Source organism: Ruegeria sp. BC2, assembly GCF_056539245.1.
The window spans coordinates 156,702-181,497 of sequence record NZ_JBQFUQ010000004.1; the positions used below are offsets into that span (position 1 = coordinate 156,702).

Sequence of the window (24,796 nt, forward strand, 5' to 3'; positions counted from 1 at the left end):
ATGGATGTTCTGTATTTCGCCTGGGTCCGCGAGCGGATCGGCGTACCGAAGGAAATGGTCGAAACCACCGCGGCTACGGTCTCCGATCTGGTGGCGGAACTCAGCGCCCGCGAAGACCGCTATGCCGCGGCCTTTGCCGACGTCTCCGCCCTGCGGGTCGCGCTGGATCAGGAACTGTCGGATTTCGACGCGCCGCTGGCCGGCGTCCGCGAAGTGGCCTTTTTCCCGCCCATGACCGGCGGCTAGGGCGATGCGGATCTCCGTCCAGCAAGAGCCGTTCGATCTGGGGGCCGAGGCCAATGCCTTTGCCGCGGGTGACACGGCCAATGGCGCCATCGTCACCTTTACCGGTGTCGTGCGAGATCTGGCGCAGACCGATCTGGCCTGCATGGAGATCGAGCATTATCCCGGCATGACCGAACGCGCCATCGCCAAGATCGCCGAGGAAGCCAAAAACCGTTGGTCTCTGGGCGATGTGCTGGTGATCCATCGCCATGGGCGGCTGGCCCCGGGTGACCGGATCATGATGGTCGCAACGGCAGCCCCGCACCGCAAGGATGCGTTCGAGGCTGCCGAATACCTGATGGACTACTTAAAATCCCGCGCCCCGTTCTGGAAAAAGGAAATCACAGGTTCGGGCGCGGAGTGGGTTGCCGCCAAGGACGAGGATGAGGACGCGCTGTCGCGCTGGTAGGCGCTCAGTCGGCGTTGTTGATCCGGCCGCGCAATTCCTCGGCTTCCTGGCGGGCGGCGCGCAGCCCGTCCATGGCCGCGGCCAGCTCGGCCTCGGTTTGGGTCAGCTGGTTGGTCAGCTCGGCCTCGCGCTGCTGCAGATAGGTGATCGCCTGATCACGGGTTTCCTCGGCCTCGTGCAGCTCCTGGCTCATGCGGTCCAGATCAGCCACGTCGGATTGGCGCACGCGCGACAGGCGGTGCACCAGCCAGTTGGCGAACCAGCCCATGCAGAAGGCGGCGAACAGGATGACGGCGGTGGCGATGATGAATTCGGTTCTGTTCAACTTACTGGTCCCCTGCATCCGTTTCGGATGCTTCTTCTTCTGTTGGCGCAGGTTCGGTTGCGCTTGTCTGGGTCTCCAATGCTTCCAGACCGGTTTCCTGAATGGTGACCGGCTCGGGCCGGATCAGGCGAAATTCGATGCGCCGGTTTTTCTCGCGCCCGTCTTCGGTGCCATTGTCTGCAATGGGCTGCGTCTCACCATATCCTGCGGCCGAGTAGCTTTTGGTCGGCACCCGGCGGGCGCGCAATTCGTTCAGGATGGACTGGGCGCGTGACTGGCTCAGCTGCTGGTTCATCTCTTCACGGCCCTGGCTGTCGGTATGACCCTGGATTTCAATCCGGATCGGTCCGCATTCGCGCAGGATCTCGGCAATCTGGTTCAGACTGTCGCGGGACTCTGATGAAACCGTAGCCGACCCGGGCTCGAACGTGATCTTGCGGGTTTCCTGAACCTCGGCGATGCGACTTTCGCACTGCTCGGGGTCTGGCAGCGCGTCTTCGGGTTCGGGCGGGGGCTGATAGGTGATCGACAGGTCAAAGTCCTGCGCATCGCCCAGCTTGTCGGACAGCAGGCCCGCGATCTGTGCCTTGGCGTCTTCATCATGGCTGACGCCTGTCAACTCGACCTTGTCGGGCGTTACGGTCAGCACGCCGTTGTTCAGCCAGGACAGGGATTCCAGCCCCGCCAGAACACGCACGGGCCAGTCCTGCGGCATCTGGTCGACTACGCGGGCGGCACTGTGAACCTGATCGGATCCGAAGGCAGCCCGGGCGTAGCTGTCGATCATGTCGCGCTGCAAATCGTCGCCCAGACGGCCGCGCAGTTGTACCAAACCTTCCGGGCTGCGGGTGGCGGTGAATTCCACAGGTCCGGCCTGTTCGTTGTTCTCGGGTTCGGGCAGAACCGCGTGCAGGGCGAACACTTCGGGCAGGGCGTTCTCCAACTCGCCCACGACCTTGTCGAAGGTGGCCGGGCTGGTGTTCGGTTCAGCAATCAGCGTGATGTCGGCATCCGACATCGTGACCGATCCTTGCCCGATCTCGGACAGAGCCCGGATACTCAGTTCAGCGGCCTGCGCCCATCGGGGCGATGGCACACCCAGGCCGATTGTGCAGGTATAGGGCCCTGAAAGCCCGGCATCCTGCGCGGCGGCAACAATGGTGTCGCGCGCCTTTTCATCCTGTGCCGAACAGGCGTCGAACTGGCCGCCTTCCTCCGAAATCAGGTAGCGCAGGGTGAACGGAGTGATCACCGGGCGAGGTGCCGAAATCGCCAGACCAATGCGCAAGCTGGGCGGCGCGGCGCGTGTCAGCTCTTGTTCCAGCCGTTCTTTTTCCTGCTGGCTGTCGGCGATGGCAGTGATCTTGACCAGGTCGGGGCTGGCGGAAACCTTGGCTCGCGGCAGCTTGGACAGGGCAAGGATGGCATAGGAAATCGCGTCGTCCCAGCCTTTGGGTTTCTTGTAGTCTGCGGTTTCCAGCAGGTCCGAAACCCGCGCCTGGGGGTCCAGCTTCTGCAACCGGGCCATCAGAGCGTTGCGATCCACGCTGGCCGGAACCAACCCGATCACGGATATGCCGCTGTCGTTCCGGAGGATTTCAGCCGAGAATTTGGGCGGAGTCAGGTCAGCCGTCGGGGCAATGTCCATCTCGTCGATCACCCGAGAAGTGTCGACCTGTGTACCGGCCGCGGTCAGCGCGTTGAATCGGGTGGCCTCGTCCGGGGCAGTACCGGTCAGCACAACGCGCAGCCCATCCGCCTGCACTTCGGCCCACTCGTGGCCCTGCATGCTCAGTGCATTTCGAACGGCAGTTTCCGAGGTTTCTTCGATCTTGGTCACCGCGAATCCGGCGGCCAGCAGACAGACCCCCGCCGACACGACAAAGATCAGGGCTGATGTCAGGAAATACGGCAAGCGCATGAGCGGTTTCTTATCTCCTCGGGCCATTGGGCGGGACTCTTACAGGCACCGGTACCGAGGTGCAATCAGAGGAGCAATGCGACGCAAAGGAAGATGAGCGGAATAAGGCCGGTGTCCCGGTTGGCGCGAAACAGCTGCAGCAGTTTCGCGTTGTCTTCGATGTCCAGCCCGCGCAGTTGCCACGCCATGTGCCACCCCATTGCCCAAGGTCCACCAATGGCCACGACCAGCGCCAGCACGCTGGAATTGGGCAGCGCGGCCTCGACGATGGCCAGCCCCATCAGCGCCACGGTCGCCACAAGGAAATACTTCAGCCATTTCGCGGTGTCGGTCCCGAACAGACGCGCGGTGGACTTGATGCCGATCAGCTCGTCATCCTCGGCGTCCTGGTGGGCATAGATCGTGTCATAGAACAGCGTCCAGGCGATGCCGGACAGGTACAGCAGGATCGCGGGCCATTCGACCGTGCCGCGATGCGCCGCCCAGGCCAGCAGGGCGCCCCAGTTGAAGGCCAGCCCCAGAAACACCTGCGGCCACCAGGTGAAGCGCTTGGCATAGGGATAGATCGTCACCGGCAGCAGCGACAGGACGCCCATCGCGATGGCCGCCTGGTTGAAGGTCAGCAGGATCGCGAGCGCCAGAAGGCACTGGAGGCCCATCCAGATCACCGCCTGCCGCACGCTGACCTGACCCGAGGGGATGGGCCGCGAGCGCGTGCGGGCGACCTGCGCGTCGAACTTGCGGTCGGTGATGTCGTTCCAGGTGCAGCCCGCGCCACGCATCAGAAAGGCCCCGGCCGCGCACCCCACGGCAATCCACAGGTCGCCCCACCGCGGCTGACCGTCATGCAGGATCGCCAGCGCCAGGCCCCACCAGCACGGAATCAGCAGCAGCCACGTTCCGATCGGCCGGTCCGCGCGCGACAGCCGCAGATAGGGGCGGGCAAAGGCCGGGGCGCGGGTATCGACCCAGTTGCCGGTAACGGCGTCGGCGACCTGACCGTCTGGTGTTGGGGCATTGCCTTGCATATGTAGGGTCTCATGAGTGCGAAGATCAGGCTGTATGTAGATCACCCTTTGGGTGCGGGGCAATCGGTTCCTTTGACGCGCGAGCAGGCCCATTACCTGTTCGGCGTGATGCGTCTGGCCGTGGGCGGGCAGGTGGGCCTGTTCAACGGCCGCGATGGCGAGTGGTTGGCGGAGGTGGCCGAGTCGGGCAAGCGGGGCGGTGTTCTGAGCTGTCTTGAACAGACCCGGCCACTGCAACTGCCGCCGGACCTGTGGCTTCTGTTTGCCCCGATCAAGAAGGCGCGGACCGATTTCATCGTCGAAAAGGCGGCCGAGATGGGGGCCGCCAAGATCATGCCGGTGCAGACTGCCTTCACCAATTCCGAACGCATCCGCCAGGACCGGCTGCAGGCCCATGCGGTCGAGGCGGCCGAGCAATGCGGCGGCACCTTCGTGCCCGAGGTCTGCGACTTGCAGCGGCTGGACAAGCTTTTGGACAACTGGCCCTACGGCCGCCAGCTAATGTTCTGCGACGAGGTCGAGGCCGGGTCGGCCCTGCGCCTGGCCGCTCAGGACAAGGGCCGGCCCTGGGCCATCCTGATCGGCCCCGAGGGCGGGTTCTCCGATGCCGAGCGCCAGCGGCTGAAGGATCTGCCTTGCACGCATGTGGTCAGCCTGGGGCCGCGCATCTTGCGGGCCGATACGGCGGCGGTGGCCGCGATGACCCTGTGGCAGCAGACGCTGGGGGACTGGTCCTGATGTGGCGGCTGGCGCAGCAACAGGACGTACCGGCGATTGAGCGGTTTCTTCTGGACCATGTGCAAAGCTCGATGTTCGCTCTGGCCAACCTGCGAGAGTTTGGCCTGAACGCACCCGCGCCGCGCGCAATGAGCATGTGGATGCTGGGCGACCCGCTGCGCGGCGTGTTCGGCATCACCAACGAAGGCATGATCCTGCCGCAGTGCCCGGATCTGCCCGAGGCCGGCCTTGCCGAGGCAGCGGACCTGATCCGGGGGCGCCGGGTCATCGGGCTGGCGGGCGAGGCCACGCAAGCCCGCCGGTTTCTGCGACAAGCCGGATGGCAGGACCGCGCCGCCCGTCTGGACCGGGACGAGCCCTCTTTTGCGCTGGACCTGCGCGACCTGATCGTTCCACCAACGGAAAACGCAAGGCTGGTGCCGCTTTCGGATGGGGATCGGAGCCTATTGATCCGCTGGCGCGAGGCCTATCATCTGGAATCCTTGGGCACCGACCCGGGCATGGCCCACGCGGCAGCGCAGAAGGACATCGACGGATATATTCAGCGCGACTCCCACCGGCTGCTGATGGTCGATGGCCAGCCCGTCAGCATGACGGGCTTCAATGCCACGCTGCCCGAGATCGTCCAGATCGGTGGCGTGTTTACCCCGCCCGCGCTGCGCGGTCGGGCCTATGCCCGCACCGCCGTTGCCCTGCATCTGGCCGAGGCGCGGGCCGCCGGGGTGCGCAAGGCCGTTTTGTTTGCGGCTTCAATCGCCGCCGTGCGTGCTTATGTTGCAATTGGGTTTGCCCCTGCCGGGACCTTTTCACTGGTCCTGTTCAGCGATCAGATGGAGGCCGCGTCATGAGTTTCATCCGACCCGAAGCCAAACTGGCCCTGTGGCGCTGGCGCGAGGTGCTGGCCGCCGGGTTCGTTCTGATCCTTGGCCTCAGCTGGATTGGCGGTCCGGGCGGGTTGCTGGGCTGGCTGGGCTGGGTGCTTGTGCTGGTCTCGGTCGCGCTGGCCGTGATCGGCGTACAGCGCGCGCGGTTCCGGCTGGGCGCGGGCGGGCCGGGCGTGGTGTCGGTGGATGAAGGGCAGATTGCCTATCTGGGGCCGCTGGAAGGTGGCATCGTCGCCACCCGCGAAATCGAGAGCCTGACTCTGGACCCTACCGCCAGCCCCGCGCATTGGGTGCTGCAGCAGCCCGGCCAGCCGCCGCTTCACATTCCCGTGAATGCCGAGGGCGCCGAGGCGTTGTTCGATGTGTTCTCGGCCCTGCCGGGGCTGCGGACCGAGCGGATGCTGTCGGAACTCAAGGGCGGGGCGTCGCATCCGGTGGTCATCTGGGAACGCCACCCCTCGCGCCCGGCACACATCCGGTTGAATTGACGGTGCATTGACACCGGGGGAGATTGCGACCACCACTGACCCCCACGACTCGACACTTCAGGATCGGAGCACGGTTCATGTCCATTCCTCAGTCCGGCGGCGGGCCGATCGAACGCCACGAACAACTGGCCGAATACCTGGCCGATGGCTGCAAACCCAAAAGCGAATGGCGCATCGGGACCGAGCACGAGAAATTCGGCTATTGCAAGGACACGCTGAAGCCGCTGCCCTACGAAGGCGAACGCTCGATCCTGGCGGTACTGCAGGGGCTGCGCGACGGGCATGGCTGGACCCCCGTGGAAGAGGCGGGCAAGCTGATCGGGCTGGAAAAGGACGGGGCCAACGTCTCACTGGAACCGGGCGGGCAGCTGGAGCTGTCAGGCGCGCCACTGGAGACCATCCACGAGACCTGCGACGAGGTGAACGCGCATCTGCGCGACGTGAAGGACATTGCCGACAAGATCGGCGTAGGCTTCATCGGGCTGGGCGCCGCGCCGATCTGGAAGCACGAGGACATGCCGCTGATGCCCAAGGGCCGGTATGTCCTGATGAACGACTACATGGAAAAGGTCGGCGACATGGGCCGCGCCATGATGCGCCGGACCTGCACGGTGCAGGTCAACATTGATTTCGGGTCCGAGGCGGACATGGTGCAGAAGCTGCGCGTGGCGCTGGCCCTGCAACCGGTGGCGACCGCGCTGTTTGCCAACTCGCCCTTCTTCGAGGGCAAGCCCAATGGCCACAAAAGCTGGCGCAGCTACATCTGGCGGCATCTGGATGACGCGCGCACCGGCATGCTGCCCTTCGTGTTCGAGGACGGCTTCGGGTTCGAGCGCTACGTGGAATATGCCTTGGATGTGCCGATGTACTTCGTCTATCGCGACGGCAAATATATCGATGCGCTGGGCATGTCGTTCCGCGATTTTCTGCAGGGCAAGCTGCCCGCGCTGCCGGGCGAGACGCCGACGCTTTCGGATTGGGCCGATCACCTGACCACCGCTTTCCCCGAGGCGCGGATCAAGAAATTCATGGAAATGCGCGGGGCCGACGGCGGCCCGTGGCGCCGTCTGTGCGCGCTGCCCGCCTTCTGGGTGGGGCTGACCTATGACCAGTCCGCGCTGGATGCCGCATGGGATCTGGTCAAAGGCTGGGACGCCGAAACCCGCGAGGGGCTGCGCGTCGCCGCGGCCCGGGACGGGCTGCAGGCGCAGGTCGGCGGCATCAACATGCACGATCTGGCGCGCGAGGTGGTGGCCATCGCCGATTCCGGCCTGAAGGCGCGGGCGCGGCCGGGTGCGGGTGGTCTCGTCCCGGACGAGACGCATTTCCTGAACGCGCTTAAGGAAAGCATCCAGTCCGGCAAGGTGCCGGCCGATGAACTGCTCGAGCATTATCACGGCGACTGGCAGGGCGATCTGACGCGGATCTACCCCGAATACAGCTACTGACCGCGACCTGTTGCAATTAGGGGCCTGTTAGCCACATTCCCGGATCGCGCCTTGTTCGGCGGCGGCGTTTGCGCGATACATTCGGGTCAGGTTTTCCGGTCGTGGTGCTTTCATGGCGCGTATCAGTGAGTTGCATTATTCCAATGCCTATGCCGCGAATTCGGGCGTGTCCGAATTCCTGGAGGTGTCCCTTCGCCCCGGCGAAGACCCGGCGGATTTCACCGTGTCCTTCTATCAGGCGAACGGGCAGGTCGGGATCGAGATCCCACTCAACGATCCCTCCGTTCAGGTCACCGTCGACCCCGACAACAACGAGATCGTCTATGTCATCTCGGCCGATGATTTCCCGATCTTCCTGACCGATCCGGATGGCGGCGGCCCAACCAATTACGAAGCCTATGCGCTGACCAACACCGCCACGGGTGAGGTGATAGATTTCTACGACATCGGTGGCGGCACGCAGAACATCGTCGCGGTCGATGGGCTGGCGGCCGGGGAAACCTCGGTCAACCTGCCGGTGCTGGTCGGGCCGAACCAGACCACGACGACCTTGCAGTTCAACCAGCCCGATCCCGACACGCTGACCTATGGCCCCTTGTCGCCCGGGGATACCGGGGCCGCCTGTTTTACAGCAGGTACCTTGGTGGATACCCCCGAGGGGCCGCGCCGGATCGAGACGCTGCAGCCCGGCGACACTGTCCTGACCGTCGATGACGGCCCCTGCCGAGTGCGCTGGATCGGCCGCCGCACGGTGCGCGGCGTGGGTCGTTTCGCGCCGGTGCGCATCCGCGCGGGTGTTCTGGGCGCCAAGACAGACATTCTGGTCTCGCCCCAGCACCGCATTCTGGTCGGCGGCTGGCAAGCCCAGCTTCTGTTCGGCGAGGATGAGGTTCTGGTTCCTGCCAAATCTCTGGTCAACGGCGACACCGTCACCGTGCAGCCCTGCGACATCGTCCGCTATGTCCATCTGTTCTTCGACCGGCACCAGCTGGTCACCACTTCGGGTCTTGTGTCCGAGAGCTTCTTTCCGGGGCAGGAGGCGCTCTCGGGGCTGGAGCAGGAGGCCGCGCGCGAACTGTTTGCGCTGTTCCCCGAACTGCAGACCCATCCGCAGGGCTATGGCCCCACGATCCGCCCGGTCCGGTGTGATCGACAGGCAGCGGTTCTGCGCGCGACCTGATCGCGCGGCCCGGCCCTCTTGCTTTCGCGCGCTGCTGTGATAGCAGGACAGCAACAGAATTCAGGGGACCGTCATGGACGATCTTAAGGCAAAATACCTGGGTCAGATCGCTGACGCAGGCGACGAAAGCACGCTGGAAGCGATCCGCGTGGCCGCGGTGGGCAAAAAGGGCGAAGTGGCGCTGAAGATGCGCGAACTGGGCAAGATGACGCCCGAGGAACGCCAGGTCGCCGGCCCCGCGCTGAACGCGCTGAAGGACGAGATCAATTCGGCGCTGGCCGCCAAGAAGGCCGCATTGGCCGATGCCGCGCTGGACGAACGTCTGCGGACCGAGTGGCTGGACGTGACCCTGCCCGCGCGCCCGCGCCGCCAAGGCTCGATCCACCCGGTCAGCCAGGCGACCGAGGAACTGACCGCGATCTTTGCCGAACTGGGCTTTTCCGTCGCCGAAGGTCCGCGGATCGAGACAGATTGGTACAATTTCGACGCGCTGAACATCCCCGGCCACCACCCCGCGCGGGCCGAGATGGACACGTTCTACATGCACCGCGCGCCGGGCGACAATCGCCCGCCGCATGTGCTGCGCACCCATACATCGCCGGTTCAGATCCGCTCGATGGAGAAGCAGGGCGCGCCGATCCGCGTGATCTGCCCGGGCGGTGTCTATCGCGCCGACTATGACCAGACCCACACGCCGATGTTCCACCAGGTCGAAGGGCTGGCCATCGACAAGGACATCTCGATGGCGAACCTGAAATGGGTTCTGGAAGAATTCGTCAAGGCGTTCTTCGAGGTCGACGACGTCGAACTGCGCTTCCGCGCCTCGCATTTCCCGTTCACCGAACCCTCGGCCGAGGTCGATATCCGCTGTTCCTGGGAAGGCGGTCAGCTAAAGATCGGCGAGGGCGACGACTGGATGGAGATTCTGGGCAGCGGCATGGTCCACCCCAAGGTGATCGCCGCCGGCGGGATCGACCCCGAGGTCTATCAGGGCTTTGCCTTCGGCATCGGCATCGACCGCCTGGCGATGCTGAAATACGGCATCCCGGATCTGCGGGCGTTCTTTGACAGCGACCTGCGCTGGCTGCGCCACTATGGGTTTGCGGCGCTGGACATGCCCAACCTGCATGGTGGCTTGTCACGATGAAATAGCGTGGGGCTTGCCCTGCTGCCCAAGAGAATTCGGCGGGCTGGCCCGCCTTACCGGACAGGAAAACAGAAATGAAATTCACCCTCTCCTGGCTGAAAGACCACCTGGACACCGACGCCTCGGTTGATGAGATCGCCGAGGCGCTGACCGATCTCGGGCTCGAGGTCGAAGAGGTCATCAACCCGGCCGACAAGCTCAAGGATTTTACCCTTGGCTATGTGAAACATGCCGAGAAACACCCCGATGCAGACAAGCTGCGCGTCTGCAAAGTGGACACCGACGAGGGCGAGTTGCAGATCATCTGCGGCGCCCCCAACGCGCGCGAGGGCATCACCGTCGTGGTCTGCAAGCCGGGCATGTATATCCCCGGTCTGGATCTGACGATCAGCGTTGGCAAGATCCGCGGCGTCGAAAGCTTTGGCATGATGGCGTCCGAGCGCGAGCTGGAACTGTCGGACGAACATGACGGCATCATCGAGCTGCCCTCGGGCGAGGTGGGCCAGCGGTTCGTCGACTGGCTGGCCGAGAACGACCCCGCCAAGATCGACCCGGTGATCGAGATCGCCATCACCCCCAATCGCCCCGATGCGCTGGGCGTTGCGGGCATCGCGCGCGATCTGGCGGCGCGGGGTCTGGGCAAGTTGAAGCAGCGCGACTATGCCCCGGTGCCCGGGGATTTCGAAAGCCCGATCAAGGTGACGATCGACGACGACACGCTGGATGGCTGCCCGCATTTCACCGGTCGCTTGATCCGCGGCGTCAAGAACGGCCCCAGCCCGCAATGGCTGCAGGATCAGCTGAAGGCGATCGGTCTGCGTCCGATCTCGGCCCTGGTGGATATCACCAACTACATGACGTTCGACAGCAACCGCCCGCTGCACGTCTTTGACGCCGACAAGGTCAAGGGCAACCTGCGGGTGCACCGCGCCAAGGGCGGCGAGAAACTGGTGGCGCTGGACGAAAAGGAATACACTCTCCAGCCCGGGATGATGGTGATTTCCGACGACAACGGCCCGGAATCCATCGCCGGCATCATGGGCGGAATGGAGACCGGCTGCACCGAAGACACGGTGAACGTGTTTTTGGAAAGCGCCTTCTGGGATCATGTCCAGATCGCGCTGGCGGGGCGCGCGCTCAAGATCAACTCGGATGCGCGCTACCGGTTCGAGCGTGGAGTCGATCCGGCATACACGCTGGAAGGGCTGGAGCACGCGACCCAGATGATTCTGGATATCTGCGGCGGCGAGGTTTCGAAGGTCGTCGAGGCCGGCAAGGCGCCGGACCATTCGCGCGCCTATCGGCTGGATGCGGCGCGGGTGCAGTCGCTGGTGGGCATGGACATCCCCGAAAGCGAGCAGCGCCAGACCCTGACCCGGCTGGGCTTCCGGCTGGAAGGCGACATGGCCCATGTGCCCAGCTGGCGCCCCGACATCCAGGGCGAGGCCGATCTGGTCGAGGAGGTCGCCCGCATCGCATCGCTGACCAAGCTGCAGGGCAAGCCGCTGCCGCGTGTCACGGATGGTATACCCAAGCCGGTCATGACTCCGGCCCAGCGGCGTCAGTCGATGGCGCGGCGCACCTGCGCGGCGCTGGGGTACAGTGAATGCGTCAGCTATACTTTCATCGATCAGGCTTCGGCCGCGCTGTTCGGTGGCGGCGATGACGCGACGATGCTGGAAAACCCGATCTCGTCCGAGATGAGCCACATGCGCCCCGACCTGCTGCCCGGCCTGCTGCAGGCCGCGGCCCGCAACCAGGCGCGCGGCTTTGCCGATCTGGCCCTGTTCGAGGTCGGCCCGGTCTTTCATGACGGGGAACCCGGCGAGCAACGCACCCAGATCGCAGGCCTTCTGGTCGGGCGGACCGGACCCAAGGATGTGCATGGCGCCGCCCGCACGGTCGATTTGTTCGACGCCAAGGCCGATGCCGAGGCTGTGCTGGCCGCCATCGGGGCCCCGGCCAAGGTGCAGATCCTGCGCGACGGCGACGCCTGGTGGCATCCGGGCCGTCACGGCAAGATCTGCCTTGGCCCCAAAAAGGTGCTGGGCGTGTTCGGTGAACTGCATCCGCGCGTGCTGCAGCAGTTGGACATCAAGGGCCCGGCCGTGGCCTTCACCATCTGGCCGGACGAGGTGCCGCTGCCGCGCAAATCCGGCACCACCCGCTCGGCGCTGGAACTGCGCGACCTGCAGGCGGTCGAGCGTGACTTTGCCTTTGTCGTCGATGCCGATGTCGAGGCGCTGACGCTGGTGAATGCCGCCGCCGGAGCCGACAAGGCGCTGATCGAAGAGGTGCGCGTATTCGACGAATTCATCGGCGGCAGCCTGGGTGAGGGCAAGAAATCTCTGGCCATCACCGTGCGTCTGCAGCCGACCGACAGCACGCTGAAGGAAAAAGACATCGAGGCGGTGGCGGAAAAGATCATCGCCAAGGTCACCAAGGCAACCGGCGGCGTTCTGCGCGGTTGAAGCGGCTCTAACCCGAAGAGACACGCGCGCCGAAGGTGCGCGTGTTTCATTTTGCGAAGAACTCTGCCAGCAGGTCAAAGACTAGCCGAATGCGCCGGCTGGTATGCAGCTCGCGGTGGGTGGTCAGCCAGATCGGGAACCGCAGCGGCTCCATGTCGGGAAGGACGCGCTCCATACCCGGTGTGGCATCGCCAACCGGCTCGGACATGGGCGCGATGCCAAAGCCCTGCCGGGCAAATTCCCACGAGACGATGCCGTTCTGCGACCCCAGGCGGAAGTTTTCTTCGGTCAGATGCAGGCCTATCGGTTCGAAATAGGCGATCATCTGCGCGGTGTCGCCGAAACTGATGAACTCGTGCCGGGATAGCTCCAACAGGGACTTGGGGCGCCCAGCCCGGTTCAGGTAGGCGGTGGCGGCATAGAAATGCCCGTCGGCCTCCTGCACCAGTTTTGCGATCAGGTCGGGCTGGTCGGGGCGGACATGTCGGATGGCGATATCCGCCTCGCGCCGCATCAGATCGCGAATGTCGTTCGCGGCGATCACGTCGATCCGCAGTTTCGGAGCTTGCGCGCGAATCTCGCGAAGCAGATCCGGTAGGATATAGGCCGACATCACGTCGCTTGCGGTGATCCGCACCTGCCCTTCGATCGACTGCGCCTGACCGGACGCGGCCAGCGCAATGCGATCTGCGGCGGCGCCCATGGTCCGGGTGTGCTCCAACAGCTCGATCCCGGCGGTGGTGATCTGAAGTGATCGGCCGACCCGTTCGAACAGCATCACGCCCAGATCGGATTCAAGCGCGGCGATCTGGCGGCTGAGGGTCGGTTGCGTCTGGTCCAATCGCCGTGCCGCCGCCGAAAGCGAGCCGGTCTCGGCCGTGGCCAGAAAGGCGCGGATATGGTTCCAGTCGAATTTGCGCGGATCATCCATGCATGAATGTATAAGGATTCTGCGAATTTCGGCAATTCACCTTTGAAACGCGTATCACTACCTTGCGCTTAAAGGAGAGCCTACATGACCGCCACAGCCAAATTCTGGGACGGAATCGCCGAGAAATACGCGAAATCCCCGATCCGGGACATGGAGTCCTATGAGCACACGTTGCAACGCACGGTGTCCTATCTGAAGCCGACCGATCAGGTGCTGGAACTGGGCTGCGGAACCGGGCGCACCGCGTTGCGGCTATCCGGCCATGCGGATACGATCACGGCGAGCGATGTCTCTCCGGGCATGTTGGCCGTGGGCCGCAGGCTGGCGCAAGAGGAGCAGATCGAAAACGTCGTCTTTGTCGAGGCCGACGCCAACCGCCCCCCGAATTGGGCCTATGATGTGGTGATGGCGTTCAATCTGCTGCACCTGATCCGGGATCTGGAGGCGACGCTGTCCGGGGTTCATGAGGTGTTGAAACCCGGCGGTCTGTTCATTTCAAAAACGCCCTGTCTTGCCCAGGGTGGATTGGGGTTCAAGTTCGGCTTGCTTAAGCTGCTGCTGCCGATCATGCAGCTTTTGGGCAAGGCGCCATTCGTCAGTCAATTCGACATCAAGACGCTGGAAACCGCCATTGAAAAGGCCGGGTTCGAGATTATCGAAAGCGGGAACTTCCCGGCAAAACCGCCCTCGCGCTATCTGGTGGCCCGCAAGCTGTGACGCCAGCGCCGCATCGGCAGGCAACTTCCGCATTGGGCTTTGCGGGTTTGGACAGTAAACAGGGCCAGAAGCAAAAGGCGGAGGCTGCAATGGGTTTGAATGTCTACCTGTCGGGCGAGATCCACACGGATTGGCGCGAACAGATCATCGAAGGCGCGCAAGGGCTGGACGTCACGTTCAACAGCCCGGTGACCGATCATGCGGCCAGCGACGATTGCGGGGTCGCCATTCTGGGGGCCGAGCCGAACAAGTACTGGCACGACCACAAAGGTGCGATGGTCAACGCGATCCGTACCCGCAAGGGGATCGCCGATGCCGACGTCGTCGTGGTGCGATTCGGGGACAAGTACAAGCAGTGGAATGCGGCCTTCGACGCGGGCTATGCCGCGGCCCTGGGCAAGTCGATCATCGTGCTGCACGGTCCCGAGCATCAGCATGCGCTGAAAGAGGTCGATACCGCCGCGTTGGCGGTGGCCGAGGAGCCCCGCCAGGTGGTCGAGATTCTGCGCTATGTGCTGACCGGGAAACTGCCCGGTTGATGGAACGGAATGCCGACGCCGCTTGCAAGGCGGCGACGGCGTGATCCCTTACCCGCGCGGAGGCGTGACCAGACCCTTTTGAACCGCGGGCCGGTCCAGGAACCGGTTCAGATAGGCGATGGTGTTGCGATGATCGTCCCAGCCGACCAACTCTTTGGCGCCGTAGAAATCAAGGCCGCGCAGCCACGGGGCCAAAGCGATATCGGCAATTGAGTACTCACCGGCGATCCAGTCCTGCCCGTGCAACTGGGTCTCGACGACATTCAGCAGCCGTTTGGCCTCGTTGATATACCGCTCGCGCGGGCGCGGGTCTTCGATCGCGCTGCCGGCGAACTTGTGGAAGTAACCCAACTGCCCGAACATCGGACCCACGCCGCCCATCTGGAACATCAGCCATTGCGTGATCCGATACTTGTCGGCCGTGTTCTGGCCGAGGAACTTGCCGGTTTTCTCGGCCAGGTACAGCAGGATCGCACCACTTTCGAACAGCGCCAAGGGCTGTCCGTCCGGGCCGTCAGGATCGATGATCGCCGGAATCTTGTTGTTTGGGTTCAGCGACAGAAACTCGGGGCTTTTAACGTCGGCGTCTGACAGGGTGACCTTGTGCGCCTCGTAGGGCAGGCCTGTTTCTTCGAGCATGATGGACACCTTCACGCCGTTCGGCGTCGGGAAGGAATAGAGTTGGATCCGCTCCGGCGAATGCGGGGGCCATTTGGTCATGATCGGGAAGGTGGCGGTGTCCAGCATGGCAAGCTCCTTGTTCGGGTACTATTGCAAGCTAGGCATTCAGGGGCGGATTGTTAGATGGCGGTCTGTGCAACCCCGGGCAGCGACTGTTTGCTGAAGCACAGCGGGGAAATCCGGGACATTTCAAACCTAGACCTGTGCGGTTTTATCGCCCAATGTTGCGGAAACCCCGCGCGAAAGTCGCGGGTTTGTTGCTGTTTGAAAGGAGACGCCCGTGGATGAGGTCGTGACGCAGGTAGGGGCATTTGCCCCATTGATCATGAGCGCGGTCAAAGCCCTGATCGTTCTTGTTGTCGGCTGGATAGCCGCTGGCATGATCGCAGGGATCGTTCGCCGTCGAATTAATTCGACCCCGCAAATCGATCCGACTTTGGGGAATTTCGTTGCCAGCACCGTCAAATGGGTGATCCTGGCCATTGTTCTGGTTGCTGTGCTTGGCATCTTCGGGATCGAAGCGACGAGTATCGTTGCCATTCTGGGTGCCGCTTCGCTGGCCATCGGCCTTGCGCTGCAGGGTACGCTCAGCGATTTGGCCGCAGGTGTGATGCTGGTGGTTTTCCGGCCATACAAGCTGGGTCAGTTCGTGGATATCGGTGGGACAGCCGGCACGGTGAAGGACCTGAACCTGTTCACGACCGAACTGGTCACGCCCGATAATGTGCAGATCATCGTTCCCAACGGTCAGGCCTGGGGGTCGATTATCACCAACTACTCGGCGCACGACACGCGGCGTGTCGATCTGGTGTTCGGGATCGACTATGGCGACAGTGCGGATGCGGCCATGAAGATCATTCTGGATGTGGCCAAGGCGGACAAGCGCATACACTCGGACCCCGAGCCCTGGGTGCGTGTGACCAACTTGGGAGACAGCTCGGTAGACCTGACCGCGCGGTTGTGGTGCGCGGCCGCCGACTATTGGGACGTCAAGTTTGATCTGACCAAGGCCGTCAAGGAAGCGTTTGACAGCAAGGGCATTTCGATTCCCTACCCGCACTCGGTGGAAATCCACAAAGAGGGCTGAATGCTCCCGCCCGTCCGTCGGGCATTGGAAATGCCCTTCTTCGGTTGGGCCAAGCGCCGCGCAGATGCGCGGCGCTGTTGCGTTTCGATCAGGCCTTGACGACCATTGCGGGCGAAACCACGTCGATCCCCAGTGCCTTGCCTACAGCATAGTATGTCAACTGGCCGGCGTGCACGTTGAGGCCCGCCAGAAGGTGGGGATCGTCCTGACATGCTTGTTTCCAGCCCTTGTCGGCCAGCGCCAGCATGAACGGCATCGTTGCGTTCCCCAGCGCGATGGTCGAGGTCCGTGCCACCGCACCCGGCATATTGGCCACGCAGTAGTGCATGATGCCATCAACCTCATAGATCGGATCGGCGTGCGTCGTTGCCTTGGAGGTTTCGAAGCAGCCGCCCTGGTCGATGGCAACGTCGACAAGCACCGCGCCCGGCTTCATGGTCGACAATTGCTCGCGGGTGATCAGTTTCGGGGCGGCCGCGCCCGGGATCAGAACGGCCCCGATCACCATATCCGCCGACTGGATCAGTTCGGCCGTGGCACCGGCGGTCGAGTACTGGTTCTTGAACCGGCCACCGAAGACGTCGTCCAGATAGCGAAGGCGCGGCAGCGAACGGTCCAGAACGGTCACATCAGCGCCCATGCCAGCCGCCACCTGAGCCGCATGCGTGCCAACGACGCCGCCACCGATCACGACAACCTTGGCCGGGCCCACACCAGGGACGCCGCCCATCAGAACGCCGCGCCCACCATTGGCCTTTTGCAGGGTCCACGAACCGACTTGCGGGGCCAGACGCCCCGCGACTTCGGACATCGGGGCAAGCAGCGGCAGACCACCGTTGGAGTCCGTCACCGTTTCATAGGCGATCGCCGTGCAGCCCGAGGCCAGCAGATCGTGGGTTTGCTCCGGGTCGGGCGCAAGGTGCAGGTAGGTGAACAGCAGCTGGCCTTCGCGCAGCATCTTGCGCTCGACCGCTTGCGGTTCCTTGACCTTGACGATCATGTCGGCGGTCGCGAACACCTCTTCCGCGGTGTCCACGATGCGGGCGCCTGCGGCAACATAGGCGTCGTTGTCAAAGCCTGAACCCAGCCCGGCGCCGGTTTCGATGATGACCTCGTGACCACGGGCAACCGCTTCCTGCGCGGCGTTCGGGGTCATGCCGACGCGGAATTCCTGCGGTTTGATTTCCTTTGGGCATCCGATTTTCATGGGGCTCTCCATTCATATACTGCACAAATTATGTGCAGAAAGCGGTGCAATTTCTGTGAAACTCGGTGCGCAGATGCGCTAATATCTGGGAAATTTTTCGATGAAATGAGAAAATCTTGCAACGGATGTGCGTGAATGTCACTTGATGCGACTGACCGAAAGATTCTGGCGGCCCTCCAGCGCAAGGGGCGTATGTCGAACGCGGAACTGTCCGAGCAGGTCAACCTGTCACCGTCGGCCTGCCATCGCCGGGTCCAGCGGCTTGAGGCGGAAGGCTATATCCGGGACTATGTCGCGCTGCTGAATGCGCGCAAACTGGGGGTGCCGACAACCGTATTTGTCGAGATCACCTTGCAGGGTCAGGCCGAGGAGGTGCTCGAGGCCTTCGAGCGGGCGGTCCGGCGCATTCCGGACGTTCTGGAGTGCCACCTGATGGCCGGGTCGGCTGATTATGTCCTGAAGGTGGTCGCCGAAAACACCGAGGATTTTGCGCGCATCCACCGCCAGTATCTGTCGCGCCTGCCCGGAGTTGCGCAAATGCAAAGCTCGTTCGCCCTGCGGACCGTTTTCAAGACGACCGCACTGCCTGTCTGACGCTGGTGCGGCAGGTTTGCCGATGCGGTTGTATCTGCCGTTGAGCCGGTTCAATATTGGCCTTCGGGGCGGGAAACAGGTCGGCATGACACTGGCCGGTTACACGTACCCTATATGGTCCGAGACTGTTGAAAGATAAGGAGCAGGCCCTTGGCTGAAGACTATGAGAACACAGTCGACGATTGGCTGGAAGCCGAGTTGCAGGACACACTGGACGAGGATTTTGAGATCGAGTTCAGTGAACCCATGCTGTCGATGGAGGTCCGCAAGATCTATCGCGAACAGCATCCTGAAATGCTGGATCGCAAGGTCTATTTCCGCAACCTGTTGCGCCTGCAGGCCGAACTGATCAAGGTTCAGGACTGGGTGCAGCATACCGGCGCCAAGGTTTGCATCCTGTTCGAAGGGCGCGACAGCGCTGGAAAGGGCGGGGTAATCAAGCGGATCACCCAACGGCTGGACCCGCGGGTTGCACGTGTCGTTGCTTTGCCGGCCCCCAGCCGGCGCGAGCAGAGCCAGTGGTATTTTCAACGCTATGTGCCGCATTTGCCGGCGGCGGGTGAGATCGTTCTGTTCGACCGGTCGTGGTACAACCGGGCGGGCGTTGAACGGGTGATGGGCTTCGCCACAGAGGCCCAGGTCGAGCAGTTCTTTCAGGACGTTCCCGAATTCGAGCGCATGTTGGTTCGGTCGGGGATCATCTTGCTGAAATACTGGTTCTCGATCACGGACGAAGAACAGCAACTGCGCTTTCTGATGCGAATCCACGATCCGATGAAGCAGTGGAAATTGTCACCGATGGACCTGGAATCGCGCATCCGCTGGGAAGACTATACCAAGGCCAAGGAAGACATGCTGTTCCGAACCAACATTCCCGAGGCCCCCTGGTACATTGTCGAAGGCAACGACAAAAAGCGGGAAAGGTTGAACTGCATGGAGCATATTCTGACCAAGATTCCGTACGAAGAGGTGCCCCACGAAAAGGTCACTCTGCCGGATCGGAAATACAATCCCGAGTATGAACGGCGGGTTCTGCCGGACGAATTGTACGTGCCCAAGATTTTTTGAAACGACAAACCCCCGGGCGATGCCTCGGGGGTCGTCAAATAGTGTCATCCAAAGCTGGACGAGGAAGATCTTAGAGCAGACCTTCGCGCTGGGCTTTCTTGCGTGCCAGTTTACGGGCACGGCGGATCGCTTCAGCTTTCTCGCGCGCTTTTTTCTCGGACGGTTTCTCGAAATGTTGCTTCAGCTTCATTTCACGGAACACGCCTTCGCGCTGCAGCTTTTTCTTCAGGGCACGAAGCGCCTGATCGACATTGTTGTCGCGAACACTAACCTGCATGTGGTTGTCACCACCTTTCTAGATAGAGTTGCAAGGAAATTGCAGGAGTTGGCCGTATAGCAAAGCGGACCTAACTTGTCTAGTACTGGGCACAACAGTCGGAGGACCGCCATGACCGTGACCTATGAAGATGCAAAACAGCAATTGCTGGACGCAATTCTGACCCATGTTCCTTTTGATGGTTGGTCCGAAGAGAGCTTTCGCGCGGCCATTGCCGACTGCGATCTGGACGAAGGTCTGGCCCGTGTCATCTGCCCGCGGGGCGCCGTGGATCTGGCGCTCGCATTTCACGCCCGCGGGGACGCCGAGATGCTTGAACGGCTGAAGTCCGAGGACCTGAGCGATCTGAAGTTCCGCGACAGGATTGCCGCCGCAGTGCGCTTCCGCCTGCAGGCTGTCCCCGACAGGGAGGCGGTGCGCCGAGGCGTGACTTTGTTTTCGTTGCCGTCATATGCAGCAGATGGCGCCAAAGCGGTCTGGGGCACCTGTGACCTGATCTGGGATGCGCTGGGCGACACTTCGGATGATGTCAACTGGTACACCAAACGCGCAACACTGTCGGGTGTGTATTCCTCGACCCTCTTGTTCTGGTTGGGCGATGACAGCCCGGACCACCAGCGGACCTGGGAATTCCTGGATCGCCGCATTGCGGATGTGATGCAGTTCGAGAAGCTCAAGGCGCAGGTGAACAACAATCCGCTGTTCAAACCGTTCCTTGCGGTTCCCAACTGGCTGGCAAGTCAGGTTCGGGCGCCAGTCAGGATGCGGGCCGATCTGCCGGGTCTTCTGAACCCGCGCAAGTAACCGCCTCTTGCTGCTGGGCCTTTCCCGATTCGCCTGATACCCATTGCGCAAAGGAGTTTTGCCAATGCCCCAGATGATGCGCGCCATTGAGATCACCACGCCCGGAGGTCCGGACGTTCTCAAGCTGACGGAACGCCCCATGCCCGAGCCGGGTCATGGTCAGGTGGTTTTGAAAGTGGCCTATGCCGGCGTCAATCGCCCAGACGCTCTGCAGCGGGCCGGGGCCTATGATCCGCCGCCGGGGGCCAGCGACCTTCCCGGGCTCGAGGCTTCGGGCGAGGTGGTGGCCATCGGGTCCGGCGTCTCGGGGTTGGCATTGGGGGATCAGGTCTGTGCGTTGTTGCCTGGCGGCGGGTATGCAGAATACGTGGTAACACCGGCGGCACATTGCCTGCCTGTGCCCTCGGGCCTGAGCCTGAAACAGGCCGCCTGCCTGCCCGAAACCTTCTTTACGGTCTGGTCAAACGTGTTCACTCGTGGCGGGCTGAAGGCTGGCGAACGGTTTCTTGTACACGGGGGATCGAGCGGGATCGGCACCACGGCAATTCAGCTGGCCAACGCTTTCGGAGCCCGGGTCTTCGTGACGGCCGGTTCGGACGAGAAATGCCAGGCCTGTCTGGACCTGGGGGCCGAGAGGGCGATCAACTACAAGACCGAGGATTTTGTTGCTGCCATGCGGGTCGAAGGTGGGGCGGATCTGATTCTCGACATGGTTGGCGGCGATTACATCCCTCGCAACGTCAAGGCGCTGACCGAAGATGGCAGGCTGGTTCAGATCGCGTTTCTGCAAGGACCCGTCGTCGAGTTGAACTTTGCTATGATGATGGTCAAACGCCTGACCCTGACCGGCAGCACACTGCGGCCACAGAGCGATCTGGCCAAAGCACGCATCGCGCAGGATCTGCACGAGGCGGTCTGGCCGCTGCTTGAGGCTGGAACAGTTGCCCCGGTCATGGACAGCGAATTTGATCTGGCCGATGCCGCCGCTGCGCATGCCCGCATGGAAAGCTCCGGCCACATTGGCAAGATCGTCTTGAAAGTATCAGGCTAGGCCTATCAGCGCGGGGGGTGCCCCGCGCTTTGCTCAGGCGATGGCGCGTCTATAGAGGTGCCATGTCGCGTGCCCCAAGACAGGCATTGCGACGATCAGGCCCAAAAGCAGCGGGATCGCACCAAGAACCAGCAGCGCGGCGACGATGAAACCCCAGGTCAGGATCACGGTCGGATTGTGCCGGAGGACCCGGACCGAGGTGACAACGGCCACGGGCAGGCCGACCTTGCGGTCAAGCAGCAACGGGAAGCTGACAACGCTGACGGCCAAGGTCACCAGAGCAAACAGGAACCCAACCGCCGATCCGACGATGATCATGGTCCAGCCGGGGCCGGTGGTCAGAGCCCGTGTCAGAAATTGGCCCAGCGTCTCTGGCGGCTGCGGACCCAGTGTTTCGATATAGATGCCGTGTGCCACCATCAGCCAGACCAGCAACAGCATGACAAGGTAAAAGGCCAGTGCCAGTATGGCGCCGAACGAGGGGGATCGAAAAACACCCAACGCGTCCAGCCAGTGAACCTCGTGCCCCTGTTCCCGCTTGCGGCTGATCTCATACAAGCCCAGTGCAGCGACCGGACCGATCAGCGCAAACCCGGCCACCAGAGGAGCCAGAAGTGGCACCATGTTGGCTTGCATCGCGAATCCGAACATCAAAAGCCCCGCGATCGGGTAGATCAGAACGATGAAAATGGCATCGGCCCGGATCGCCAGAAAGTCTTCGTATCCGGCGCGCAGGCACTCTCGCAAGTCTTGCAACGTCAGCGTTTGTACCGTCGGCAGATGCTGGGTGTCAGCGCTGCCGATGCCCGTTACGTTTTCAGCGATGTGATCGCTGGTCGCGCCGAGTTGCTGCGCGGTCCAACTGATCGGGTTTCCGATTGTCTTTGCCATTGTCATCCCTTTCCTTGGCGCAGGTGCGCCGCAGGATGCATCCGGCGAAAAGTTGCCCGTGGCCGGATGACCCGGCAACGCCTGACCCTAGTGTACCACAGTTTTTTCCAATCCTGGTTCACCCTTGCGAGATCGCCGGATTGCCCTGCGGCGCCGAAGTGATAGCTTGGATCCAGGCAAAAGGAGGTCAGCATGCTGAAAACGGCGCGTACCGTAGTCATTCACGAAACCGGCGGCCCCGAGGTGCTGAAGATCGAGGATAGACCGTTGGGTGACCCGGGACCGGGTGAAGTTCGGATCCGCCATCACGCCTGCGGTCTGAATTTTATTGATGTCTACCAGCGGACCGGTCTGTATCCGATGGAACTGCCGCACGCGCTGGGAATGGAAGCCGCCGGGGTGATCGAGGCGGTCGGCGAAGGCGTGACGCATCTGAAACCGGGCCAGCGGGCGGCCTATGCAGCGGTGCCGGCCGGTGCCTATTGCGAAGCGCGGGTGATGCCCGCGTCGCAGGTGTGCCCCTTGCCCGGCGGAATCTCATTCGAGACCGCGGCGGCCATGATGCTCAAGGGCTTGACGGTTGAATACTTGTTTCACCGCACCACGCCGCTGAAACGTGGTGATACGGTTCTGTTCCATGCCGCCGCCGGGGGTGTCGGCCTGATCGCGTGCCAGTGGGCCAAATCCGAAGGCATCAAGCTGATCGGCACGGCCGGGACCGATGACAAGTGCCGTCTGGCCCAGTTCAACGGCGCCACACACTGCATCAACTACCGGACCGAGGATTTTGCGTCCCGCGTGGCCGAGATTACCGGCGGCAAAGGGGTCGATGCGGTCATGGACTCTGTCGGTGCCGATACGTTCGAAGGCTCGCTGGACTGCCTCAAGCCATTGGGGATGATGATTTCCTTCGGCAATGCGTCTGGACCCGTGCCACCGTTCAACATCGGCATTCTTGGGCAGAAAGGGTCGTTGAAGATCACCCGGCCGACGCTGTTCACCCATATCGCGGACCATTCCGTGTGTCAGGCCATGGCCCGGCGGCTGTTCGGCAAGGTGGCCGGCGCCGAGGTCAAGATTCACATCGATCAACGCTTCGAACTGGATCAGGTTGCCGAGGCGCACCGCGCACTGGAGGCGCGGCAGACAACCGGAAGCACGATCCTTGTGCCATGAAAAAGGCCCGGCACGCCGTGCCGGGCCCGTTCGATTCTGCGCAAGGGATCAGAAGCGGTATGCCGCCCGGATCTGGAACGTGGTTGCATCCACGTCGACACCGGTCGAGTTGAAATTGTCGAACTCGTGGTACAGCAGCTCGCCCGCGATGCTGACGTTCGGCGCGACGATCTGTTCATAGCCTGCGCCGATGAACCATCCATCGTCGCTGCCCAGCGTGTCGGTTCCCGCATCCGCGTAACCGGCGACACCATACAGCAGCCCCTGCGGGTTGACCTTGTAGCCGGCGCGGGCTTTCAGCCGCCAGACGTCTTCGACCGTTGCGGCACCCGAAAGGTCGACATCAGACCAGTCATAGTCAAAGCCGCCGCCAACGACCCAGTCGCCCAGATCATAGTCGTAACCAAGGATCAGACCGCCGATGGCGCCGTCTCCGTCCACACCGGACAGGCTGGTGCCGATATCCGCGTAGCCGACCTGCGCACCCGCATAGAACCCGGTCCAATCGCCCGAGGACTGCGCCATGGCGGTGCCGGCTGCAAAAGTTGCAACGGTGGTCAAAAGTGCCAGTTTGCTCGTCATCTTGCTATCCTTTCGTTGGAAGTTATCTGCCTCGGCCTTTGGTTGGCCTGAAGGTTTGTATTGATCATTACGTTCCGGTCGGTGGACCGGATCATTGGTTTTTCGCTGTTATTCCGACCCGGATTTCCGCAAGGTCGGCGCCTGGCCGCCCTTTTGGAGTGTTGTTCTGATCAGATAGGTTCGGGGTCGTGGGGCTTCAAATCACGATCGGCGGCAGAAGCATTCTGCCGCCGATCCTTGCCGCCAATTCAGCAGATTATTGCTGCAGTTCGGCCGGATCCTTGTCGGCGATCGTTTCCCAGTTGACGCTGGCTTTTTCGATGAAGCCGGGGATGTCGCCTTCCCAACGCTGCTGGATGTCTTCCGACAGGTTCAGGTACAGCTTGTTGTCCACGATCTTCCAGTAGGTCGGATCGCCGTCAAACTTGAACCCCATGGCCGCTCCGAAGGCACAGTAGCCGCCGTAGGCGGGCAGGTAGGCCTCGGGATTGGCTTCGAACGCGGCCTTGTTCTCTTCGGTGGCAAAACGGTACAGCGCATCGTTGTGCAACGCCGTGATCTTGTAGCTGCCTTTGGTCGGCTCGCCTTCGGTGAAATAGGCCACAGGGTCGTAACCCTGCATCGCCAGGCCGGTCGACGAGGCGTTGATTTCCACGCCGGCCGCCAGGGCCGAGCTTGCGATTGCCACGGACAGCGCCACGCCGCCCAACAGGGATTTGATCTTGTTCATGGTTCCACCTTTCGTGATCGGGGCTGCCCGGCATGTCCAAGCGCGGGCGTTCCAGCACCGAAATTGCGTTTCGTGCACCCGGTAATTGAGCGTCACGGAAACTGAGGTGGGAAAGGCAGCGATCACGTTCAAAGCAA

General features: G+C 62.6%; 27 protein-coding genes. 17 read left to right on the forward strand and 10 right to left on the reverse strand.

Features of this window, described 5'->3' with window-relative positions; translation table 11 throughout:
• Complete coding sequence (gene moaD / locus ACR0CU_RS15785; RefSeq protein WP_170448588.1) at positions 1–246, forward strand: molybdopterin converting factor subunit 1; 246 nt, start codon at positions 1–3, stop codon at positions 244–246.
• Positions 247–250: 4 nt separating this feature from the next.
• Positions 251–694 carry a molybdenum cofactor biosynthesis protein MoaE gene (locus ACR0CU_RS15790; protein ID WP_170372365.1) on the forward strand — a complete coding sequence of 148 codons (444 nt, stop codon included), beginning with the start codon at positions 251–253 and terminating at the stop codon, positions 692–694.
• A gap of 4 nt (positions 695–698) precedes the next feature.
• Here ACR0CU_RS15790 and ACR0CU_RS15795 read toward each other — a convergent pair whose 3' ends face one another.
• The 3 genes from ACR0CU_RS15795 to ubiA all read right to left on the reverse strand — a co-directional run bounded on the left by ACR0CU_RS15795 (position 699) and on the right by ubiA (position 3,968).
• Positions 699–1,019, reverse strand: coding sequence for a hypothetical protein (locus ACR0CU_RS15795; protein WP_093963571.1), 321 nt, complete (start codon positions 1,017–1,019; stop codon positions 699–701).
• Between the two features lies 1 nt (position 1,020).
• Complete coding sequence (locus ACR0CU_RS15800) at positions 1,021–2,940, reverse strand: OmpA family protein (protein ID WP_170448586.1); 1,920 nt, start codon at positions 2,938–2,940, stop codon at positions 1,021–1,023.
• 65 nt (positions 2,941–3,005) lie between these two features.
• A complete protein-coding gene (gene ubiA / locus ACR0CU_RS15805; RefSeq protein WP_170359989.1) occupies positions 3,006–3,968 on the reverse strand; it encodes a 4-hydroxybenzoate octaprenyltransferase in 963 nt (320 codons plus the stop codon).
• Between the two features lie 12 nt (positions 3,969–3,980).
• On the opposite strand from ubiA, the gene ACR0CU_RS15810 reads away from it, so the two are divergent.
• From ACR0CU_RS15810 to pheT, 7 genes are all read left to right on the forward strand, one after another.
• Entirely contained in the window at positions 3,981–4,706 is a 726-nt protein-coding gene (locus ACR0CU_RS15810; RefSeq protein ID WP_170448582.1) for a 16S rRNA (uracil(1498)-N(3))-methyltransferase, read from the forward strand.
• Positions 4,676–5,554, forward strand: a complete 879-nt coding sequence (locus ACR0CU_RS15815; RefSeq protein ID WP_367647604.1) for a GNAT family N-acetyltransferase — start codon at positions 4,676–4,678, stop codon at positions 5,552–5,554. The genes ACR0CU_RS15810 and ACR0CU_RS15815 overlap by 31 nt, the downstream gene beginning before the upstream one ends.
• A complete protein-coding gene (locus ACR0CU_RS15820; RefSeq protein ID WP_170448580.1) occupies positions 5,551–6,078 on the forward strand; it encodes a hypothetical protein in 528 nt (175 codons plus the stop codon). Before ACR0CU_RS15815 ends, ACR0CU_RS15820 begins: the two co-directional genes overlap by 4 nt.
• Positions 6,079–6,155: 77 nt before the next feature.
• Positions 6,156–7,526, forward strand: coding sequence for a glutamate--cysteine ligase (locus ACR0CU_RS15825; protein ID WP_170343046.1), 1,371 nt, complete (start codon positions 6,156–6,158; stop codon positions 7,524–7,526).
• Between the two features lie 112 nt (positions 7,527–7,638).
• A complete protein-coding gene (locus ACR0CU_RS15830) occupies positions 7,639–8,706 on the forward strand; it encodes a Hint domain-containing protein (protein WP_170373114.1) in 1,068 nt (355 codons plus the stop codon).
• A gap of 73 nt (positions 8,707–8,779) precedes the next feature.
• Positions 8,780–9,853, forward strand: coding sequence for a phenylalanine--tRNA ligase subunit alpha (gene pheS / locus ACR0CU_RS15835; protein WP_093963563.1), 1,074 nt, complete (start codon positions 8,780–8,782; stop codon positions 9,851–9,853).
• 74 nt (positions 9,854–9,927) lie between these two features.
• Positions 9,928–12,324, forward strand: coding sequence for a phenylalanine--tRNA ligase subunit beta (pheT, locus tag ACR0CU_RS15840; RefSeq protein ID WP_170448577.1), 2,397 nt, complete (start codon positions 9,928–9,930; stop codon positions 12,322–12,324).
• 46 nt (positions 12,325–12,370) lie between these two features.
• Here pheT and ACR0CU_RS15845 read toward each other — a convergent pair whose 3' ends face one another.
• Entirely contained in the window at positions 12,371–13,255 is an 885-nt protein-coding gene (locus tag ACR0CU_RS15845) for a LysR family transcriptional regulator (RefSeq protein WP_170448575.1), read from the reverse strand.
• A gap of 84 nt (positions 13,256–13,339) precedes the next feature.
• On the opposite strand from ACR0CU_RS15845, the gene ACR0CU_RS15850 reads away from it, so the two are divergent.
• Both ACR0CU_RS15850 and ACR0CU_RS15855 read left to right on the forward strand, forming a co-directional pair.
• Positions 13,340–13,972: a class I SAM-dependent methyltransferase gene (locus tag ACR0CU_RS15850; protein WP_170448573.1), complete on the forward strand. Its 633-nt coding sequence runs from the start codon at positions 13,340–13,342 to the stop codon at positions 13,970–13,972.
• Between the two features lie 89 nt (positions 13,973–14,061).
• Complete coding sequence (locus tag ACR0CU_RS15855) at positions 14,062–14,511, forward strand: YtoQ family protein (RefSeq protein ID WP_093963775.1); 450 nt, start codon at positions 14,062–14,064, stop codon at positions 14,509–14,511.
• A 48-nt stretch (positions 14,512–14,559) separates the two neighbouring features.
• Here the strand turns inward: ACR0CU_RS15855 and ACR0CU_RS15860 are convergent, their stop codons facing one another.
• Positions 14,560–15,258: a glutathione S-transferase family protein gene (locus tag ACR0CU_RS15860; RefSeq protein ID WP_170360001.1), complete on the reverse strand. Its 699-nt coding sequence runs from the start codon at positions 15,256–15,258 to the stop codon at positions 14,560–14,562.
• Positions 15,259–15,472: 214 nt separating this feature from the next.
• On the opposite strand from ACR0CU_RS15860, the gene ACR0CU_RS15865 reads away from it, so the two are divergent.
• Positions 15,473–16,279 (forward strand): mechanosensitive ion channel family protein, encoded by an 807-nt coding sequence (locus tag ACR0CU_RS15865; protein WP_170367577.1) that lies wholly within the window; start codon positions 15,473–15,475, stop codon positions 16,277–16,279.
• 88 nt (positions 16,280–16,367) lie between these two features.
• Here the strand turns inward: ACR0CU_RS15865 and ald are convergent, their stop codons facing one another.
• Positions 16,368–17,486, reverse strand: coding sequence for an alanine dehydrogenase (gene ald / locus ACR0CU_RS15870; protein WP_170342313.1), 1,119 nt, complete (start codon positions 17,484–17,486; stop codon positions 16,368–16,370).
• 135 nt (positions 17,487–17,621) lie between these two features.
• On the opposite strand from ald, the gene ACR0CU_RS15875 reads away from it, so the two are divergent.
• Positions 17,622–18,080 (forward strand): Lrp/AsnC family transcriptional regulator, encoded by a 459-nt coding sequence (locus tag ACR0CU_RS15875; protein ID WP_093963556.1) that lies wholly within the window; start codon positions 17,622–17,624, stop codon positions 18,078–18,080.
• A 150-nt stretch (positions 18,081–18,230) separates the two neighbouring features.
• Positions 18,231–19,148 (forward strand): polyphosphate kinase 2, encoded by a 918-nt coding sequence (gene ppk2, locus ACR0CU_RS15880; protein WP_170448569.1) that lies wholly within the window; start codon positions 18,231–18,233, stop codon positions 19,146–19,148.
• A gap of 70 nt (positions 19,149–19,218) precedes the next feature.
• On the opposite strand, the gene rpsU is transcribed toward ppk2, so the two are convergent.
• A complete protein-coding gene (gene rpsU / locus ACR0CU_RS15885; protein WP_005614280.1) occupies positions 19,219–19,425 on the reverse strand; it encodes a 30S ribosomal protein S21 in 207 nt (68 codons plus the stop codon).
• Positions 19,426–19,536: 111 nt separating this feature from the next.
• Between rpsU and ACR0CU_RS15890 the strand changes: the two genes are divergently transcribed.
• Together ACR0CU_RS15890 and ACR0CU_RS15895 are read left to right on the forward strand one after the other, a co-directional pair.
• The gene (locus ACR0CU_RS15890) at positions 19,537–20,229 is read left to right on the forward strand and encodes a COQ9 family protein (protein WP_170342311.1); all 693 of its coding nucleotides are present in this window, start codon (positions 19,537–19,539) and stop codon (positions 20,227–20,229) included.
• Positions 20,230–20,293: 64 nt separating this feature from the next.
• Entirely contained in the window at positions 20,294–21,280 is a 987-nt protein-coding gene (locus ACR0CU_RS15895; protein WP_170448567.1) for an NAD(P)H-quinone oxidoreductase, read from the forward strand.
• Between the two features lie 33 nt (positions 21,281–21,313).
• Here ACR0CU_RS15895 and ACR0CU_RS15900 read toward each other — a convergent pair whose 3' ends face one another.
• Positions 21,314–22,171, reverse strand: a complete 858-nt coding sequence (locus ACR0CU_RS15900; RefSeq protein ID WP_170391778.1) for a DUF2189 domain-containing protein — start codon at positions 22,169–22,171, stop codon at positions 21,314–21,316.
• Between the two features lie 192 nt (positions 22,172–22,363).
• Here ACR0CU_RS15900 and ACR0CU_RS15905 point away from each other — a divergent pair, with 192 nt between their 5' ends.
• Positions 22,364–23,347, forward strand: coding sequence for a quinone oxidoreductase family protein (locus ACR0CU_RS15905; RefSeq protein ID WP_170343020.1), 984 nt, complete (start codon positions 22,364–22,366; stop codon positions 23,345–23,347).
• 48 nt (positions 23,348–23,395) lie between these two features.
• Here ACR0CU_RS15905 and ACR0CU_RS15910 read toward each other — a convergent pair whose 3' ends face one another.
• A complete protein-coding gene (locus ACR0CU_RS15910) occupies positions 23,396–23,929 on the reverse strand; it encodes an outer membrane protein (RefSeq protein WP_093963551.1) in 534 nt (177 codons plus the stop codon).
• 256 nt (positions 23,930–24,185) lie between these two features.
• On the reverse strand, positions 24,186–24,659 hold the full coding sequence (locus tag ACR0CU_RS15915) for a YHS domain-containing (seleno)protein (RefSeq protein WP_093963550.1): 474 nt from the start codon (positions 24,657–24,659) through the stop codon (positions 24,186–24,188).
• Positions 24,660–24,796 lie beyond the last annotated feature (137 nt).

Excerpts from the sequence above, each read along its gene's own strand:
- pheS (WP_093963563.1), top strand. The coding sequence starts at position 8,780 with ATGGACGATCTTAAGGCAAAATACCTGGGTCAGATCGCTGACGCAGGC.
- ACR0CU_RS15845 (WP_170448575.1), bottom strand. The coding sequence starts at position 13,255 with ATGGATGATCCGCGCAAATTCGACTGGAACCATATCCGCGCCTTTCTG.
- ACR0CU_RS15810 (WP_170448582.1), top strand. The coding sequence starts at position 3,981 with ATGAGTGCGAAGATCAGGCTGTATGTAGATCACCCTTTGGGTGCGGGG.
- ACR0CU_RS15790 (WP_170372365.1), top strand. The coding sequence starts at position 251 with ATGCGGATCTCCGTCCAGCAAGAGCCGTTCGATCTGGGGGCCGAGGCC.
- ACR0CU_RS15860 (WP_170360001.1), bottom strand. The coding sequence starts at position 15,258 with ATGCTGGACACCGCCACCTTCCCGATCATGACCAAATGGCCCCCGCAT.
- ACR0CU_RS15910 (WP_093963551.1), bottom strand. The coding sequence starts at position 23,929 with ATGACGAGCAAACTGGCACTTTTGACCACCGTTGCAACTTTTGCAGCC.
- ubiA (WP_170359989.1), bottom strand. The coding sequence starts at position 3,968 with ATGCAAGGCAATGCCCCAACACCAGACGGTCAGGTCGCCGACGCCGTT.
- moaD (WP_170448588.1), top strand. The coding sequence starts at position 1 with ATGGATGTTCTGTATTTCGCCTGGGTCCGCGAGCGGATCGGCGTACCG.
- ACR0CU_RS15800 (WP_170448586.1), bottom strand. The coding sequence starts at position 2,940 with ATGCGCTTGCCGTATTTCCTGACATCAGCCCTGATCTTTGTCGTGTCG.
- ACR0CU_RS15830 (WP_170373114.1), top strand. The coding sequence starts at position 7,639 with ATGGCGCGTATCAGTGAGTTGCATTATTCCAATGCCTATGCCGCGAAT.
- ACR0CU_RS15825 (WP_170343046.1), top strand. The coding sequence starts at position 6,156 with ATGTCCATTCCTCAGTCCGGCGGCGGGCCGATCGAACGCCACGAACAA.
- ald (WP_170342313.1), bottom strand. The coding sequence starts at position 17,486 with ATGAAAATCGGATGCCCAAAGGAAATCAAACCGCAGGAATTCCGCGTC.
- ACR0CU_RS15915 (WP_093963550.1), bottom strand. The coding sequence starts at position 24,659 with ATGAACAAGATCAAATCCCTGTTGGGCGGCGTGGCGCTGTCCGTGGCA.
- ACR0CU_RS15895 (WP_170448567.1), top strand. The coding sequence starts at position 20,294 with ATGCCCCAGATGATGCGCGCCATTGAGATCACCACGCCCGGAGGTCCG.
- ACR0CU_RS15875 (WP_093963556.1), top strand. The coding sequence starts at position 17,622 with ATGTCACTTGATGCGACTGACCGAAAGATTCTGGCGGCCCTCCAGCGC.
- ACR0CU_RS15890 (WP_170342311.1), top strand. The coding sequence starts at position 19,537 with ATGACCGTGACCTATGAAGATGCAAAACAGCAATTGCTGGACGCAATT.
- rpsU (WP_005614280.1), bottom strand. The coding sequence starts at position 19,425 with ATGCAGGTTAGTGTTCGCGACAACAATGTCGATCAGGCGCTTCGTGCC.
- ACR0CU_RS15850 (WP_170448573.1), top strand. The coding sequence starts at position 13,340 with ATGACCGCCACAGCCAAATTCTGGGACGGAATCGCCGAGAAATACGCG.
- ACR0CU_RS15900 (WP_170391778.1), bottom strand. The coding sequence starts at position 22,171 with ATGGCAAAGACAATCGGAAACCCGATCAGTTGGACCGCGCAGCAACTC.
- ACR0CU_RS15855 (WP_093963775.1), top strand. The coding sequence starts at position 14,062 with ATGGGTTTGAATGTCTACCTGTCGGGCGAGATCCACACGGATTGGCGC.
- ACR0CU_RS15820 (WP_170448580.1), top strand. The coding sequence starts at position 5,551 with ATGAGTTTCATCCGACCCGAAGCCAAACTGGCCCTGTGGCGCTGGCGC.
- pheT (WP_170448577.1), top strand. The coding sequence starts at position 9,928 with ATGAAATTCACCCTCTCCTGGCTGAAAGACCACCTGGACACCGACGCC.
- ACR0CU_RS15905 (WP_170343020.1), top strand. The coding sequence starts at position 22,364 with ATGCTGAAAACGGCGCGTACCGTAGTCATTCACGAAACCGGCGGCCCC.